We start from the raw sequence: 15,725 nt of genomic DNA on the forward strand, positions 1-15,725 counted from the left end.
CAACGACGAAGGGCGGGTCCTGCGACCCGCCCTTCGTCTTGCTCCGACCTGGACTACTTACTGCGAAGACATCGAATAGGGCAGCTTGCCCAGGTCGGTGGCCCAGGTCGTGTTCGGCTGCGCCTGCATGGTGAAGCGCAGTTCGCCGCCGGCCATGATCTGCGCGTGGGTGAGGTAGGCGCGATCCAGCGGCTTGCCGTTCAACAGCACGCTGCCGACGTAAGGATGTGCGGCATCCAGTCCGTCGGCGATCACGGTGAAGCGCTTGCCGCCTTCCAGGTTGAGCGTGGCGCGCGGCAGGAACGGCCGGCCGATGATGTACTGGTTGCTGCCCGGCGTGACCGGGTAGAAGCCCAGCGCGGTGAACACGTACCAGGCCGACATCTGGCCCAGATCGTCGTTGCCGGCCAGCCCGTCGGGCGTGGCCTTGTACTGGGTGTCCATGATCTGCTTCAGCCGCTGCTGCGTGCGCCAGGGCTGGCCAGCGTAGGCATAGAGATAGGCCACGTGGTGGCCGGGCTCGTTGCCGTGCGCGTACCAGCCGATCAGGCCGGTGATGTCCTCCATGTGCTCGAATACTTTCGGGTCCACCTTGGCATCGAACGCCGCATCCAGCTTGCCCAGCAGCGCGTCGGCGCCGCCATGCGCCTTGACCAGCCCGGCCACGTCCTGCGGCACGTACCACGAGTACTGCCAGGCGTTGCCTTCGGTGTAGTCGGTGCCGTAGCCGCTGGCGGTGGGATCGAACGGCTCGCGGAAGGAACCGTCGCGCTTGCGCGCGCGCATGAAGCCGGTGGCCGGGTCGAAGGCGTGCTTCCAGTTGCCGGCGCGCTTGTCGAACTCGGCGGTGATGCCGGCATCGCCCATGTCGCGCGCCACCTGGGCGATGGTCCAGTCGTCGAAGGCGTATTCCAGCGTCTTGGAGGCCGCTTCCCCTTCCTCGTCGATCGGCACATAGCCCAGCTCGCGGTACTGGGCGATGCCGTCGTAGGGGCCGTAGTTGGCGCTGGCGACCATCGCCTCCAGCGCCTGGCGCGTGTCGTAGCCGCGGATGCCCTTCATGTAGGCATCGGCGATCACCGGGACGGCGTGGTAGCCGATCATGCACCAGGTCTCCAGGCCGTTGAACGCCCAGATCGGCAGGATCCCATACGGGCTCTCGCGCCGCGCGGCCAGCAGCGAGTTGACGATGTCGTTGGTGTGCGCGGCAGGCTGGACGATCGTCAGCAGCGGATGCAGCGCGCGATAGGTATCCCACAGCGAGAAGGTCGAATAGTTGGTCCAGCCCTTGGCCTGGTGCACGGCGTTGTCCGGGCCGCGATAGCGGCCATCGACGTCCATGAACAGCGTCGGCCCGAGGAAGGTGTGATACAGCGCGGTGTAGAACTGCGTGCGCTGGACCGGCGTGCCCTGCGCCTGCACCGCGGCCAGCGCCGTGGCCCAGGTCTGCCTGGCCGCGTCGCGCACGCCGTCGAAGTCCCAGCCGGGCACTTCGGCATCGAGATTGGCGATGGCGTTCTCTTCGCTGACCGGCGAGATCGCCAGCTTGACCAGCAGCGGGCCACCCGCATCGCCCACATCGAAGCTCGCGACCAGCTGGCGGCCCTCGATCTGCGCGCGCTGGCCCGGAGCCTTGTCGGCCGGCGGGGCGAAGCCCTTGTAGATCACGTCCTGCTCGGTGTCGTTGAGCGTGTGGCCGGTCAGGGGCTTGGAAAACCGCATGGCGAAATACAGCTGGCGACCGGGCGCCCAGCCGCGCGTCTCGCGGAAACCCGTCACCGTGCCGTCGGCGCGCAGCCGCACGCGCGACCACAGCACCTTGCCCGGGTAATCGTACATGCTGGTGCGCATGTCCAGGATCACGTGCCCGGGCTTGCCCTTGGGGAAGGTGTAGCGGTGCACGCCCACGCGCGCGGTGGTGGTCAGCTCGGCGCGCACGCCGGCATCGTCCAGGGTCACGGCGTAATAGCCGGGCTGGGCGGTCTCGGTCTGGTGACGGAAGCGCGACGTGAAGCCGCTGCCGGGCTTGTCGATGTCGCCGCGCTCCAGCTTGACCTCGCCGGTGGAGGGCATCAGCAGGAAGTCGCCCAGGTCCGAATGTCCCGAGCCGGAGAAGTGCGTATGCGAGAAGCCCACGATGGTGCTGTCGCTGTGGCGGTAGCCCGCCGCCCAGTCATAGCCGTCCTTGCGCGACTTGATCTGGGTATCGGGCGAAAGCTGCACCATGCCGAAGGGCAGGGTGGCGCCGGGAAAGGTGTGGCCCTCGCCGCCGCTGCCGATGAAGGGATCGACCGCATCGAACGCCGCCTGCTCGGCTGGTGTCAGCCGTTGTGCGGCGGTGCTCGACAGCGGCAGTGCCGTCAGCAGACCGGCCAGCCCCAGGACGCCGACATGCCGCATCAGCGCCGAGCGCTGGGAGGACAGGTTTCGCATTGTTCATGGACCCCATTGCGATGATGGGCACGGACCCTAGCACGGAGGGGCCGGCATTCCTGCTCGACCTTGGTCCTGCGGTGGCATGCATCACGGCGATACGCACGCGACCTTGACAGGGGCGGCTCTATAGGTGGGACTCCAGATGCATCGGGAGTCTTCCATGCCCAGCAACAAGTCCGCACACAAGGCCGCGCAGGACGACAAGCGCGCCGGCAAGTCCCCCAGCGCCCAGGCCGGCGAGTACGTGCGCGAGGAGATCGAGGAACTGGAGGCCGGCGAGGGTCGCGCCAAGAGCAGGCAGCAGGCCATCGCGATCGGCCTGTCCAGAGCGCGCCGCGACGGCGTGCAGGCCAAGCCCGCCAAGAAGGCCTCAGGCGAGGTCAAGCACAAGGCCGGCCAGGATCTGGCCACCGGCCGCAAGCGCGCCACGAAGAAGGTGGCCAAGAAGGCGGCAAAGAAGGCGACGAAGTCGGCCGCAAAGAAGACCGCGAAGAAAGCGACCAAGAAGACTGCCAAGAAAGCGACGAAGAAGACGACGAAGCAGGCCGTCAAGAAAGCCGCGAAGAAGGCCGCAAAAAAGACAGCAAAGAAGGCCGTGAAGAAGTCTGCAAAGAAGGCCACGAAGAAGACGGCGCGCAAGAAATCCAGCTGACGGCCCGCGCACAGGCCTCAACCGTCGTTCCCGCGAACGCGGGAACCTAGCGACCTTCGCATGTCGCCCGAGCGTTTCAACCGCCGTTCCCGCACAACGCGTAACGGTTAGCGCCTCTGAGCAGAATGTGCGCCAAAGCAGTGGCCGGGTGCGCCCGGCGGCGCCCGCGGCCGCGAGGATCGCCACGCTGTTCACAGACCATCGAATCCCCAGCCGCTAGCCTGCTGGAGTCACCACAGGGGTCATGCGATGCCGTACACCACACCGGTGCCCGACGGGGCGCCGATGCCGGAGGCGTTCGAACGCGCCGTTCCCGACGCACAGCGCACCGAGGGCGTGCTCTATCACACGCCGGCGCTGCCGGCGTCGGCACGTCGCGCCCCGGACGGGGAGGACGCACGCCTGCTGCTCGGGCTGTCCTCGCCGGAACAGGACTGGTGGCAGGCGCTGTTCGAGGCCGACACCGAAGGCGCGCGCCGCGAGTACGACGCCTTCCTCGCCGGCGATGCGCCGTTGGACATCGAGTACCGCGTGCGCCTGCCCGGCGGCGGGCAGCGCTGGTTGCGCGACCGTGCGCGCGTGGTCGCCCGCGACGCGCAGGGACGCCCGAGCCAGCTGATCGGCGTCTTGGACGATGTGACCGGGCGCAACTCGCTGCGCCGACGCGCGCGCGAGGCGGCCGAGAAGTACCGGCTGCTGTTCGACTCGATCGATGCGGGCTTCTGTGTGATCCAGATGCTGTTCGATGCGCAGGGACGTCCGCAGGATTACCTGTTTCTCGAGGTCAACGCCGCCTTTGCGCGGCAGACCGGTATCCAGGACGCGCCGGGTCAACGCATGCGCGAGATCGCGCCGGCGCATGAGGAGCACTGGTTCCAGACCTATGGACGCATCGCCCGCAGCGGCGTGCCCGAGCGCTTCGAGCACAGCGCCGCGCAGCTGGGCTTCTACTACGACGTCTATGCCTTCCGCTTCGGCGACCCGGCGTTGCATCAGGTGGCGGTGCTGTTCAACGACATCTCCGCCCGCAAGCAGATGGAGGATGCGCTGCGCGAGGACGGCCGGCGCAAGACCGAGTTCATCGCCATGCTGGCCCACGAACTGCGCAATCCGCTGGCGACCATCACCAGCGGCCTGCAGGCGATGAAGCTGGGCAGCCACGGCGTGGCCATGCATCCGGCCGCGCCGATGATGGAGCGCCAGATCGTGCAGATGAGCCAGCTGCTGGACGACCTGCTGGACATCAACCGCATCGCGCTGGGCAAGGTGGTGCTGCGCAAGGAGCGCTGCGACCTGGGCCAGCTGGCCGCGCATGTGGCCGAGGCCTTCCGTGCCCATTACCTGGAACGCGACGTGCGCCTGGAGCTGGAGCTCCCGCAGACGCCGGTGTGGGTGCGCGCCGATTCCACGCGCATGGCGCAGGTGCTGGGCAACCTGCTCAGCAACGCGGCCAAGTTCAGCCATCCCGGCAGCCGGGTGCGGCTGCGCGTGGGCGAACAGGACGGCCGGGCGATGGTCGAGGTGCGCGACACCGGCATCGGCATCGAGCCCGACAAGCTGCAGCACATCTTCGAACTCTTCGCCCAGGTCGACAGCAACCGGCACGCGTCCTTCGGCGGGCTGGGCGTGGGCATCGCGCTGGCGCGCGAGCTCGTTGGCCGCCACGACGGCGTCATCGAGGCGCACAGCGCCGGCCTGGGGCAGGGCAGCACCTTCACCGTGCGCCTGCCGCTGGACGCCCCAGCACCGGCCGTGGTGCACGGCGTCGAGGACAAGCCGGCCCGCGACGGTGCGCTGCAGCTGCTGCTGATCGACGACAACCGCGACGCGGCCGATTCGATCTCGATGGTGCTCGAGCTGCTCGGCCACCAGGTCACCACGCGCTACAACGGCGCCGACGGCCTGGCCGCGGCCGAACAGGCCAGGCCGGACGTGATCATCACCGACATCGGCATGCCCGGCATGGACGGGCACGAGGTCTGCCGCCGGCTGCGCGCGCGGGCCGACGGCGCAGCGCTGCGCATCGTGGCGCTGACCGGCTGGGGCACCACGGAGGATCGCGAGCTGACCCGGCAGGCCGGCTTCGACCACCATCTGGTCAAGCCGGTGACCGCGGCCAAGCTGCGTGAGGCGCTGGCGGCGGTGACCGAACGCGCCTGAGCGGGCACCCGCTCAGGTCGGGATCGGCCCCGGCGTCCGGCTGTCAGGCGATCCCACGTCCTGGCATTTCTCGAAGAAGCCGCACGCCTCCTCGGCCGGCATCGGACGGCCCAGCAGATAGCCCTGCAGCAGGGTGCAGCCCAGCTCGGTGAGCAGGGACTGCTGGGCCGGGGTTTCCACGCCCTCGGCGATGACCTGCAGCCCCAGCGAATGGCCCAGCGCGATGATGGCCGATACGATGGCGGCATCGTCGCCACCGCGCTCGAGGTCCTGCACGAAGCCGCGATCGATCTTCAGTTCGCTGGCTGGCAGCTTCTTCAGATACAGCAGGCTCGAGTATCCGGTGCCGAAATCGTCGATGGAGATGCTCACGCCCATCTCCACCAGCCGCTGCAGGATCGCCAGGCTGGCCTCCGCATCGTGCATGGCCATCGATTCGGTGATCTCCAGTACCAGCGCGCTGGCCGGCAGGCCGTGGCGGCGCAGGGCCTGCGCCACATCCTGGTAGAGCTGGTCGGAATGGAACTGGTTGGGCGAGAGGTTCACCGCCACGCTCTGCACCTCCAGGTCCTGGGCGCGCCACTGGGCGAGCTGGCGGCAGGCCTCGTCCAGCACCCAGCGGCCCAGCTCGATGATCAGGCCGGACCGCTCGGCCAGCGCGATGAAGTCGCCGGGCATGATCAGCCCGCGCTGCGGATGCTGCCAGCGCACCAGCGCCTCCACCCCGATCACCGGCCCGTCCGGTGCGCGCAGCTTGGGCTGGTAGTGCAGGCGCAGCTCGTTGCGCTGCAGGCCGCGGCGCAGATCCTGGATCAGCGCGATGCGCGCATGCGCGCCGTGGTTCATGCCCGGCTCGAACAGCTGGTAGCCGTTGCGGCCGCGCTCCTTGACCGCGTACATCGCCGCATCGGCGTTGGCCAGCAGGTCGTGGGCGACGGTGCCGTGCTCGGGATACAGCGCCGCGCCGATGCTGGCCGACACGGCGATCTCGCCGCGGTCCAGCTCCAGCGGCACGCTGGCCAGCTCCATCAGCAGCTCGGCGATGCGCATCGCGTCCTGCGGCGCCTCGATCGTGCTGAGCACCACGAACTCATCGCCGCCGAGCCGGGCGATGGTGGCGTGCGGCGAGAGGCGCCTGACCAGCTGCGAGGAGAACTGCAGCAGCAGCCGGTCGCCGATCTGGTGGCCGTAGGCGTCGTTGATGCCCTTGAAGCCGTCCAGGTCGACGAACAGCAGGGCGAAGCGCCCGCCCTCCCGCTCGGCCGCCGCGATGGCCTCGCCCAGCCGCTCCTCCAGCAGGATGCGGTTGGGCAGGCTGGTCAGGCCATCGTGCAGGGCCAGATGGCTCAGTTCGCTGTTGGCCTTGGCCAGCGAGGCGGCCAGCAGCGCGGTGCGGTCCTGCAGGCGCCGGTCCAGCACCGAGGTCATCAGCGCGATGCCCAGGATGGCGAAGGTCGCCATGCCGATCAGCGCCGCTAGCACCGGCGGGGTCAGGCCGTTGTGCAGGGCGGCGCCGCACACGCTTCCGGCCGGGAAGCGCGCCGCCGCCATGCCGGTGTAGTGCATGCCGGCGATGGCCAGGCCCATGACGCTGGCGGCCGCCAGGCGCCACGGCAGCAGGTGGCTGAGGCGCTCGCTGCGCAGCCGGAAGAAGATCCACAGCGCCGCGGTGGCCGCCGCGATGGCGATCAGCACCGACAGGGCGAACCACAGCGGGTCGTAGTCGATCCCCGGCTGCATGCGCATGGCGGCCATGCCCACGTAATGCATGGCGGCGATGCCCACGCCCATGATCGTCCCGCCGCCGAACAGCTGGCTGGCCGGCAGGGTCTCGCGGGTCACCATCCACAGCGCATAGGCCGAGGCCACCACCGCGATCAGCAGCGAATACAGCGTGATCAGCAGGTCGTAGCCCTGCGGGATGGGCAGGCGGAAGGCGGTCATGCCGATGAAGTGCATCGACCAGATGCCGAAGCCCATCGCGCAGGCGCCGCAGACCAGCCAGCCGCGCGCGGCCCGGCCGCTGCTGGCGGCGATGCGCCCGGTGAGGTTCAGCGCCACATACGAGGCGAAGGCGGCCACGATGAAGGACGCGACCACCAGCAGAGGGTTGTAGATACCGGACATGCGACTGACGAATTCGGCTCGGGGGAGGGCACCGCGACCAGCCGGTCAAGCAAGGTCCATGCCGATCCCGGCGCGTCCCGTGCGGGCTGGATCAGGCGGTCGCACGCCCCCTCGAGCCTGCCGGAGCCCGGCGGAATGTGACCTGGCGCGTCATCGCCCTGTGACACCGCCCGCAACGAGAAGCCCCGCCGAGGCGGGGCTTTCGTGGTCTCGACCCGGGCCTGGGATCAGGCCTCGACGTCTTCCTTGTAGGCATCGACCGGGATGCAGGCGCACATGATGTGCTTGTCGCCGTAGACGTTGTCCACGCGCGCCACCGGCGGCCAGTACTTGGCCTGGCGCAGCGAGGGCAGCGGGAAGGCCGCCAGCTCGCGCGGGTAGGCGTGGGTCCACTCGCTGCCCGAGACCTGCACGGCGGTGTGCGGGGCGTGCTTGAGCGGGTTGTCCTCGCGTTCCAGGCGGCCGTCCTCGACCGCGCGGATCTCCTCGCGGATCTGGATCATGGCGTCGATGAAGCGGTCCAGCTCGTGCTGGGACTCACTCTCGGTCGGCTCGACCATCAGCGTGCCGGCGACCGGGAAGCTCAGGGTCGGGGCGTGGAAGCCGAAGTCGATCAGGCGCTTGGCGATGTCCTCGGCGCTGATGCCGGTGGTCTTCTCCAGCGGGCGCACGTCCAGGATGCACTCATGGGCGACCAGCCCGTTGCGGCCGGTGTAGAGCGTCTTGTAGTGCGGTGCCAGGCGCTTGGCGATGTAGTTGGCGTTGAGCAGCGCCACCTGGGTCGCCTTGCGCAGCCCGGCGCTGCCCATCATGGTGATGTACATCCAGCTGATCGGCAGGATCGAGGACGAGCCGAAGCTGGCCGCCGAGACCATGCCCACCTCGCCCTGTCCGCCCAGCGTGCGCGGCAGGAACGGGGCCAGGTGCGACTTGACCGCGCACGGTCCCACGCCCGGGCCGCCGCCGCCGTGCGGGATGCAAAAGGTCTTGTGCAGGTTGAGGTGGCTCACGTCCGAGCCCCACTTGCCCGGCTTGGCCACGCCGACCAGGGCGTTCATGTTGGCGCCGTCGGTATAGACCTGGCCGCCGTGCGCGTGCACGGCCTCGCAGATGGCCACGATGTCCTCCTCGAACACGCCATGCGTGGACGGGTAGGTGATCATCAGCGCGGCCAGGCGGTCGGAATACTTCTCGGCCTGCACGCGGATGTCCTCGACATCGACGTTGCCGTTGGCATCGCACTTGGTGACCACGACCTTCATGCCACACATCTGCGCCGAGGCCGGATTGGTGCCATGCGCCGATTCGGGGATCAGGCAGATGTCGCGATGGCCCTCGCCGCGTGAGCGGTGGTAGGCGCGGATCGCCAGCAGGCCGGCGTACTCGCCCTGCGCGCCGGAGTTGGGTTGCAGGCTGACCGCGTCGTAGCCGGTGCACTCGACCAGCATGGCCTCCAGCTCGTCGATCAGCTGGCGGTAGCCGGCCCACTGCGCGGCCGGGGCCAGCGGATGGATGGCGGAGAACTCGGGCCAGGTCACCGGGATCATCTCGGCGGTGGCGTTGAGCTTCATGGTGCAGCTGCCCAGCGGGATCATGGTGCGATCCATCGCCAGGTCCTTGTCGGCCAGGGCGCGCATGTAGCGCAGCAGCTCGTGCTCGCTGTGGTGGGTGTTGAACACCGGGTGCTGCAGGAACGCGCTGGTGCGCACCAGGCCCTGCGGCAGCGCATCGGCGCTGGCCGCGTCCAGCGCGTCCACATCGACCTCCACGCTGAACAGCTTGCCCAGGGCGACGATGTCGGCGCGGGTGGTGGTCTCGTCCAGGCTGATGCCCAGCGCCTCGCTGTCGATCACGCGCAGGTTGATGCCGGCCTGCAGCGCACGGGCGTGCAGCGCGTCTGCATCGACGGCCTTGACGTGCAAGGTGTCGAAGAAGTGCTCGCCGACCTGCACGCCCGCCCCGCGCAGCGCGGCGGCCAGGATCGCCGCCAGGCGATGGGTGCGGCGGGCGATCCGGGTCAGGCCCTCGGGGCCGTGGTAGACCGCGTACATCGAGGCCATCACCGCCAGCAGCACCTGGGCGGTGCAGATGTTGGAGGTGGCCTTCTCGCGGCGGATGTGCTGCTCGCGGGTCTGCAGGGTCAGGCGGTAGGCCGGGTTGCCCTCGGCATCGATCGACACGCCGATCAGGCGGCCGGGCATCGAGCGCTTGAAGGCGTCGCGACAGGCCATGAACGCCGCATGCGGGCCGCCGAAGCCGAACGGCACGCCGAAGCGCTGCGAGTTGCCGACCACGATGTCCGCGCCCCATTCGCCGGGCGCGGCGATCAGGGTCAGCGCCAGCAGGTCGGTGGCCACGGCCACCAGGCCCTGGCGCGCATGCACCGCGTCGGTCAGCGCCTGGTAGCCGGCGAGCGTGTCGAACGAGAGCTGGCCGAAGGTGTCCGGATACTGCAGCAGCACGCCGAAGGCGTCGGCCTCCATCGCCTGGGCCGGGGTGCCCAGCTCCAGCACGATGCCCAGCGGCTCGGCGCGCGTACGCAACAGCTCCAGGGTCTGCGGATGCACGGCGTCGTGGACGAAGAAGACATTGGACTTGGACTTGGCCGAACGCTTGGCCAGGGTCATCGCCTCGGCGGCGGCCGTGGCCTCGTCCAGCAGCGAGGCGTTGGCGATCTCCATGCCGGTCAGGTCGGCGCACAGGGTCTGGAAGTTGATCAGCGCTTCCATGCGGCCCTGCGAGATCTCGGCCTGGTAGGGCGTGTAGGCCGTGTACCAGGCGGGGTTCTCCAGGATGTTGCGCAGGATCACCTTGGGCGTGTGGGTGCCGTAGTAGCCCTGGCCGATGAAGCTCTTGAACACCTGGTTCTTCCGCGCGATGGCGCGGATCTTGACCAGCGCCTCCTCTTCGGTGATCGCCTCGGGCAGGGCCAGGGCGGCGGGCGACTTGATCTTGCCCGGGACGATGGCGTCGGTCATCGCATCCAGGCTGGGGTGGCCGACCGCCTCGAGCATCTGCGCGATCTCGGTGTCGTTGGGGCCGATATGGCGTTCGACGAACGCGGCGTGGTGTTCGAGGTCGCGCAAGGACGGGGAGGGCTGGGACATGGCAGGCATCCGAAGAAGAGGGCACGCGGGATGGAACGGACCTCCCCTCCTGGCCGCGTCCCCCCGCGCGAAGCGGAGGTCCGGCGCCGGCCTGCGGCCTGACCGCGGGCAACGTCGCCGGGTTCCCGCTTGCGCGGGAACGACGAGCGGATGGAAGCATCCTCTCGCGCCCCTCTGTCCTTCTGCCTGAGAGTTTGGAGGCGCGCTGGACTGCGCCTTGTGCCCCTTCGGCGCCGGCGCCGACCCTTGCGGGCGGCCGGTCTCTCCAGAGTGTGTGCTGCCTGCGGTGGTATCGGGCCTGAGCGATTACGGGCGTTGCGCCTTCGGCAGCGGTGCGGGCCTGGCATGGCCCCGCGCCGCTTCTCCCACCTGTGTTGCCCTGGCGATTATACGGGCCGGGGACGGGTGCGTATCGCCTGCGGCAGCGCGAGCCGGGCGAGCCCTGTTCAGTGCCGTGCGGCAAGACGCTGTGCGCAGCGCCTATCATGAGCGCCAACCCGCCTTCCTTCCCCGTCACGCCGCGCCCTGCGCGCGGCGCGCCCGCCGTGCCGTCCGCGCGGCAGGCCCCCGCTTTCCCGGACCCCCGCATGCCGTTGCCCGCCACCTCGACCCGCCGTCTCGCCCTGCTGCTGGCGGGGCTGGCGATGTTCGGCCCGTTCTCCATCGACACGATCTTCCCGGCCTTCCCGCAGCTGGCCCAGCGCCTGGGCGTGGACCAGACCGCGGTGCAGCAGACCGTCAGCGTCTATCTGCTGGCCTATGGCGTGATGAGCCTGGCCCATGGCGCGCTGTCCGACGCGTTCGGGCGGCGGCGGGTGATCCTGGCCGGGCTGTGCGTGTTCGTGGCCGCCTCGGCCGGCTGCGCGCTGTCGCGCGATCTGGGCACGCTGCTGCTGTTCCGCGCGCTGCAGGGCTTCTCGGCCGGCGCCGGCATGATCGTCGGGCGCGCGGTGATCCGCGACCTCTACGCCGGCCCGCTGGCGCAGCGGCTGATGAGCCAGGTGTCGATGATCTTCGGCATCGCCCCGGCCATCGCGCCGATCATGGGCGGCTGGATCCTGGGCACTGGCCTGGGCTGGCCGATGATCTTCTGGTTCCTGATGGTCTTCGGCCTGCTGCTGTTGCTGGCCACCGCGGCCTGGCTGCCCGAGACCCTGCCCGTGGACGCGCGCACGCCGCTGTCGCCGCGCGGGCTGGCGCGGCGCTATGCCTCGATCGGGCTGGACCGGCGCTTCCAGCGGCTGGCCGCGTCCGGCGCGCTGGCCTTCGGCGGGGTCTTCCTCTACATCGCCTCGGCGCCGGTGTTCGTGCTCGAACTGCTGGGCAAGACCGAGCAGGAGTTCGCCTGGCTGTTCCTGCCCACCATCGGCGGCATGACCCTGGGCGCGTGGCTGTCCGGGCGCATGGCCGGCAGGATGAAGCCCGCCACCCAGGCGCGGCTGGGCTTCGTCTGCTGCGGCGTGTCCGGCGTGGCCAGCATCGTCTACGCGCTGCTGGCGCCGCGCCTGCAGGTGCCGTGGGCGGTGCTGCCGATCTTCGTGGCCGGCACCGGCATGGGCCTGGTGTTCCCGATCCTGGCGCTGGCCGTGCTGGACCTGTACCCGCATCAGCGCGGCCTGGCGTCCTCGCTGCAGGCCTTCGTGCAACTGATGGTCAGCGCGCTGGTCGCCGGCGTGGTCTCGCCGCTGGTGGCGCATCACCCGGTCAAGCTGGCGCTGGCCGCCAGTGCCTTCTTCCTGGCCGGCTGGCTGTGCTGGAAGGCCGACCGCCGCGCCGGCCGCCGCCTGCCGCGCCAGGACGCGATCACCCCGCGCCTGGAGCCGCAGGACAACGTCTAAACGCCAGGCACGCCCGCTCAGGCCGGCGGCAGCGCGATCGCCTGGCCCTCGACGCAGGCGATCAGCCGCTCGCCCGGGGCCAGGTCCGGCACCACGCCGGCGGTGAACTGCGAGAACGCCGGCAGCACCGTCATCTCCTGGCGCAGCAGGAAGGCCGGCCAGCGCACCGTGGTGCCCGGCGCCTTGAACACCGGATGCAGATGGCCGCACAGCACGTGCCGCTGCGGATCGGGCTGAGGGTGGTGGCGCAGCACGAACGGCCCGTCCTCGACGCTGTCGGGAAACACCTCGAAGCCCAGGTCGGCGGCGGCGTCCAGGTCGCGGTCGTGGTTGCCGGCCAGCGCGATCACGCGCAGGTGATGGTGCTGGCGCCGCCACCGGTCCACATGTCCGCGCCAGCTGGCCTGCGGCGCCGGGCCGTGCAGCACGTCGCCCAGCACCCACAGCTCGTGCGCGCCGGTGTGTTCGACCAGCGCCGCCAGCCGGGCCAGGTCGTGGTGGGTGCCGCCGCTGGGCAGGGCGATGCCGGCGCGACGGAAGATGTCGCCCTTGCCCAGGTGCAGGTCGGCGATCAGCAGGCGCCGGCGCGCGGGCCAGTACAGCGCCCGGTCGCCCAGGGCGCGCATCGGTTCACCGGCCAGCATCAGGTCCAGCTCAACGGCCATGCTTGCGTTCCAGCTGCTGCGCGGCGCGCTGCACGCGCGTACTCCAGTCCTCGGTGCTGAGCTGCCCGCGCAGGCTCTCGGCCCATAGCGGGAAAGACAACGGCGTCAGGCTGGCCGGGGCGCACAGCCGCAGCTGGCGCCGGGCGCAATCGTGCAGGGTGTCGGTGAGGCGGTCCAGTTCCAGCACGCCGCTGAACAGCTCGCGCTGGGCCTGGTGCAGCAGCAGGTGGTCGGGGTCGTGGCGGTTCAGCACGTCGAACAGCAGCCCGCTGGAGGCCTGCAGCTGGCGCATGCTGCGCGGCGTCTTGCCGGGCAGGGACGGCGGCAGCAGGCCGGCCACGCGCGCGATCTCGCGGAACTGGCGGCGCGCCAGCTCGCCCAGGTTGAGGCTGGCGGTGAGGTCCTCCAACAGCCGCGCGGGCGAGAGCAGGGCGCGCAGGGTGTCCTCTTCCAGCTCGACCGCATTGGCGGGCGAGAGCACCAGCCCGTAGTCGTTGGCGGCGAAGGCGAAGGTGTTGGCGTGCAGCCGGCCCCAGCGCAGCGCCAGCAGCGCGGCCAGGCCCTCGTGCACCTGGCGTCCGGCGAAGGGGTACAGGAACACGTGCAGGCCATCGCGCGCCTTGACCCGCTCGCACAGCAGGCTGCCCGGCGCGGGCAGGGCGGACAGGCGCGCCTGCAGGGACAGCAGCGGGGCGATCGCGCGCAGCTCCGGCGCGCTGTGGTCGCCGCCGAAGACGGCCTCCACCTCGTGCCCCAGTTCGGAGGACAGCGGCATGCGTCCGCCCATCCACTTGGGCACGGTGCCGTCGCCGCGCTTGGCCACGCGCACGTAGGCGGTCATGTCTTCCAGGCGCACCAGTTCCAGCGTGCGGCCGGCGAACTGGAAGCGGTCGCCGCGCCGCAGGCGGCCGACGAACTGTTCCTCGATCGAGCCCAGCCCGCCGCCGCGCAGGAACTTCACCTGCACCGCGCCGTCGCTGGTGATGGTGCCGATGGACAGCCGGTGGCGCAGGGCGACCTTGCGGTCGTGCACGCGGTAGACGCCATCCTCGTCGCGCACCACCTTGTGGAAATCCGGGTAGCGGTCCAGCGCGCTGCCGCCGCGTTCGATGAAGTCCAGCACCGCGCGCCAGGTGACCTCGTCCAGCGCGGCGAAGGCCTGGGTGGTGCGTACCTCGGCCAGCAGCGCGTCCGCCTCGAAGCCGCCGCCCAGCGCCAGGGTGACGCAGTGCTGGGCCAGCACGTCCAGCGACAGGCGCGGGGCGTGGCGCGGCTCGATCGCGTTGCGGGCGATGGCCTGGCGCGCGGCGGCGTATTCGACCAGTTCCAGCGCGTGGGTCGGCACGCACACCACATGGCCGGCCTCGCCCGGACGATGGCGTGCGCGGCCGGCGCGCTGCAGCAGGCGCGCGATGCCCTTGGGGCTGCCGACCTGCAGCACCTGGTCCACCGCCGGGAAGTCCACGCCCAGGTCCAGGCTGGAGGTGGCCACCACGCAGCGCAGCGTGCCGGCGCGCAGGCCGGCCTCGGCCTGCGCGCGCAGCTTGGGGCCGAGCGAGCCGTGGTGCAGGGCCAGGGTCTCCAGCGCCTCGGGCCAGACCGAGGCCAGCGCCTGGTGCCAGAGCTCGGCCTGCGCGCGGGTATTGGTGAACACCAGGCTGGTGCGCACCGACATCAGCTTGTCCAGCACGCGCGCCAGCTGCGCCAGGCCCAGATGGCCCGACCACGGGAAGCGCTCGCCGGCCTTGGGCCGCAGGGTCTCGATCACCAGGGTGCGGGGGCGGACGCCGGAGACGAGTGCAAAGCCGGGGTCAGGAGCCGGGGACCGTGAGCCAGGGGCTGAAGCAGGCGCATGGGCCTGCTCGGTGGCCGTGACGCGCGCGGCGAGCGCTTTCTCTGGCCCCTGGCCGCTGGCCTCCGGCCCCACTTCCACCGGCATCAACGCCCCCGCAGCCTCCTCCAGATTCCCCAGCGTCGCCGACAGTCCCCAGGTCTTCATGCGCGGCGAGAGCGCGCGCAGGCGGGCCAGTGCCAGCTGCAGCAGCACGCCGCGCTTGTTGGGCAGCAGTTCGTGCCATTCGTCGACGATGACCGCGCGGATCTGGCGCAGCTGGGGCGCGGTGTCGGGATAGGACAGCAGCAGGGCCAGCGACTCGGGCGTGGTCACCAGCACGTCCAGCTTGCCGGCGCGGGCCAAGCGCTTGTCGTGCGCGCTGGCATCGCCGGTGCGCTGGCCGACCTGCCAGTCCAGGCCGACGCCGGCGATGGCCTCGCTCAGGGCGCGGGTGGTGTCGGCGGCGAGCGCCTTGAGCGGGGTGATCCACAGCACCTGGAGGGGGCGGACGCGATTGTTCTTCTTTCTGGGGGGCGGGGTGGGTTCTGCTTCCTCGCGGTTGGAAGAAGAGCCCTTGGGCGTCGCCGCTGTCTGAAGCGCTAGTTCAGCAGGCAGATCTGGTGCGGTTGCGCTTCTTGTCTTCGGGCGCACCCTCACCCCAACCCCTCTCCCGGGCGGAGAGGAGCTTGCGGCGGCTTCTTGCAGGGCTTCGAGCAGCGGGCCGCCGAAGGCGGCCAGGGTCTTGCCGCTGCCGGTCGGGGTGTGCAGCAGGCCGGAGCGGCCGGCCAGGTAGTGCTGCCAGACCTCGCGCTGGAACGGCAGCGGCTTCCAGCCGCGCGTGCCCAGCCAGGCCTGCAGCGGCGCGTCGAAGGCGCGCGCGCGCGTCGGGCGCGTCGCCTTCGGCTG

The 15,725-nt window shown here is 70.4% G+C and carries 8 protein-coding genes and 1 riboswitch; of the genes, 3 read left to right on the top strand and 5 right to left on the bottom strand.

All coding sequences use genetic code 11. The annotated features are described in order from the left end of the window. Positions 1-57: 57 nt before the first annotated feature. Positions 58-2,400: a GH92 family glycosyl hydrolase gene (locus EAT51_RS10640; protein ID WP_130518731.1), complete on the bottom strand. Its 2,343-nt coding sequence runs from the start codon at positions 2,398-2,400 to the stop codon at positions 58-60. 196 nt (positions 2,401-2,596) lie between these two features. Between EAT51_RS10640 and EAT51_RS20295 the strand changes: the two genes are divergently transcribed. Together EAT51_RS20295 and EAT51_RS10650 are read left to right on the top strand one after the other, a co-directional pair. Beyond that, positions 2,597-3,088 (top strand): DNA-binding protein, encoded by a 492-nt coding sequence (locus tag EAT51_RS20295; RefSeq protein ID WP_165421918.1) that lies wholly within the window; start codon positions 2,597-2,599, stop codon positions 3,086-3,088. A gap of 249 nt (positions 3,089-3,337) precedes the next feature. After that, the gene (locus EAT51_RS10650) at positions 3,338-5,248 is read left to right on the top strand and encodes a hybrid sensor histidine kinase/response regulator (RefSeq protein WP_130517782.1); all 1,911 of its coding nucleotides are present in this window, start codon (positions 3,338-3,340) and stop codon (positions 5,246-5,248) included. A gap of 12 nt (positions 5,249-5,260) precedes the next feature. Here EAT51_RS10650 and EAT51_RS10655 read toward each other — a convergent pair whose 3' ends face one another. Continuing rightward, a complete protein-coding gene (locus tag EAT51_RS10655; RefSeq protein WP_130517784.1) occupies positions 5,261-7,375 on the bottom strand; it encodes a putative bifunctional diguanylate cyclase/phosphodiesterase in 2,115 nt (704 codons plus the stop codon). 227 nt (positions 7,376-7,602) lie between these two features. Then, the gene (gene gcvP, locus EAT51_RS10660) at positions 7,603-10,491 is read right to left on the bottom strand and encodes an aminomethyl-transferring glycine dehydrogenase (protein ID WP_130561600.1); all 2,889 of its coding nucleotides are present in this window, start codon (positions 10,489-10,491) and stop codon (positions 7,603-7,605) included. 155 nt (positions 10,492-10,646) lie between these two features. Further along, a riboswitch (glycine riboswitch) is annotated at positions 10,647-10,761 on the bottom strand. A gap of 308 nt (positions 10,762-11,069) precedes the next feature. On the opposite strand from gcvP, the gene EAT51_RS10665 reads away from it, so the two are divergent. Then, positions 11,070-12,320 carry a multidrug effflux MFS transporter gene (locus EAT51_RS10665; RefSeq protein ID WP_130517789.1) on the top strand — a complete coding sequence of 417 codons (1,251 nt, stop codon included), beginning with the start codon at positions 11,070-11,072 and terminating at the stop codon, positions 12,318-12,320. A gap of 17 nt (positions 12,321-12,337) precedes the next feature. On the opposite strand, the gene pdeM is transcribed toward EAT51_RS10665, so the two are convergent. After that, a complete protein-coding gene (gene pdeM, locus EAT51_RS10670; RefSeq protein ID WP_130517791.1) occupies positions 12,338-12,985 on the bottom strand; it encodes a ligase-associated DNA damage response endonuclease PdeM in 648 nt (215 codons plus the stop codon). After that, on the bottom strand, positions 12,975-15,677 hold the full coding sequence (locus EAT51_RS10675; protein ID WP_228257915.1) for a DEAD/DEAH box helicase: 2,703 nt from the start codon (positions 15,675-15,677) through the stop codon (positions 12,975-12,977). The genes pdeM and EAT51_RS10675 overlap by 11 nt, the downstream gene beginning before the upstream one ends. Positions 15,678-15,725: the final 48 nt, after the last annotated feature.

Origin of the sequence: Pseudoxanthomonas winnipegensis, assembly GCF_004283755.1 — a bacterium.
GTDB lineage: Bacteria > Pseudomonadota > Gammaproteobacteria > Xanthomonadales > Xanthomonadaceae > Pseudoxanthomonas_A > Pseudoxanthomonas_A winnipegensis.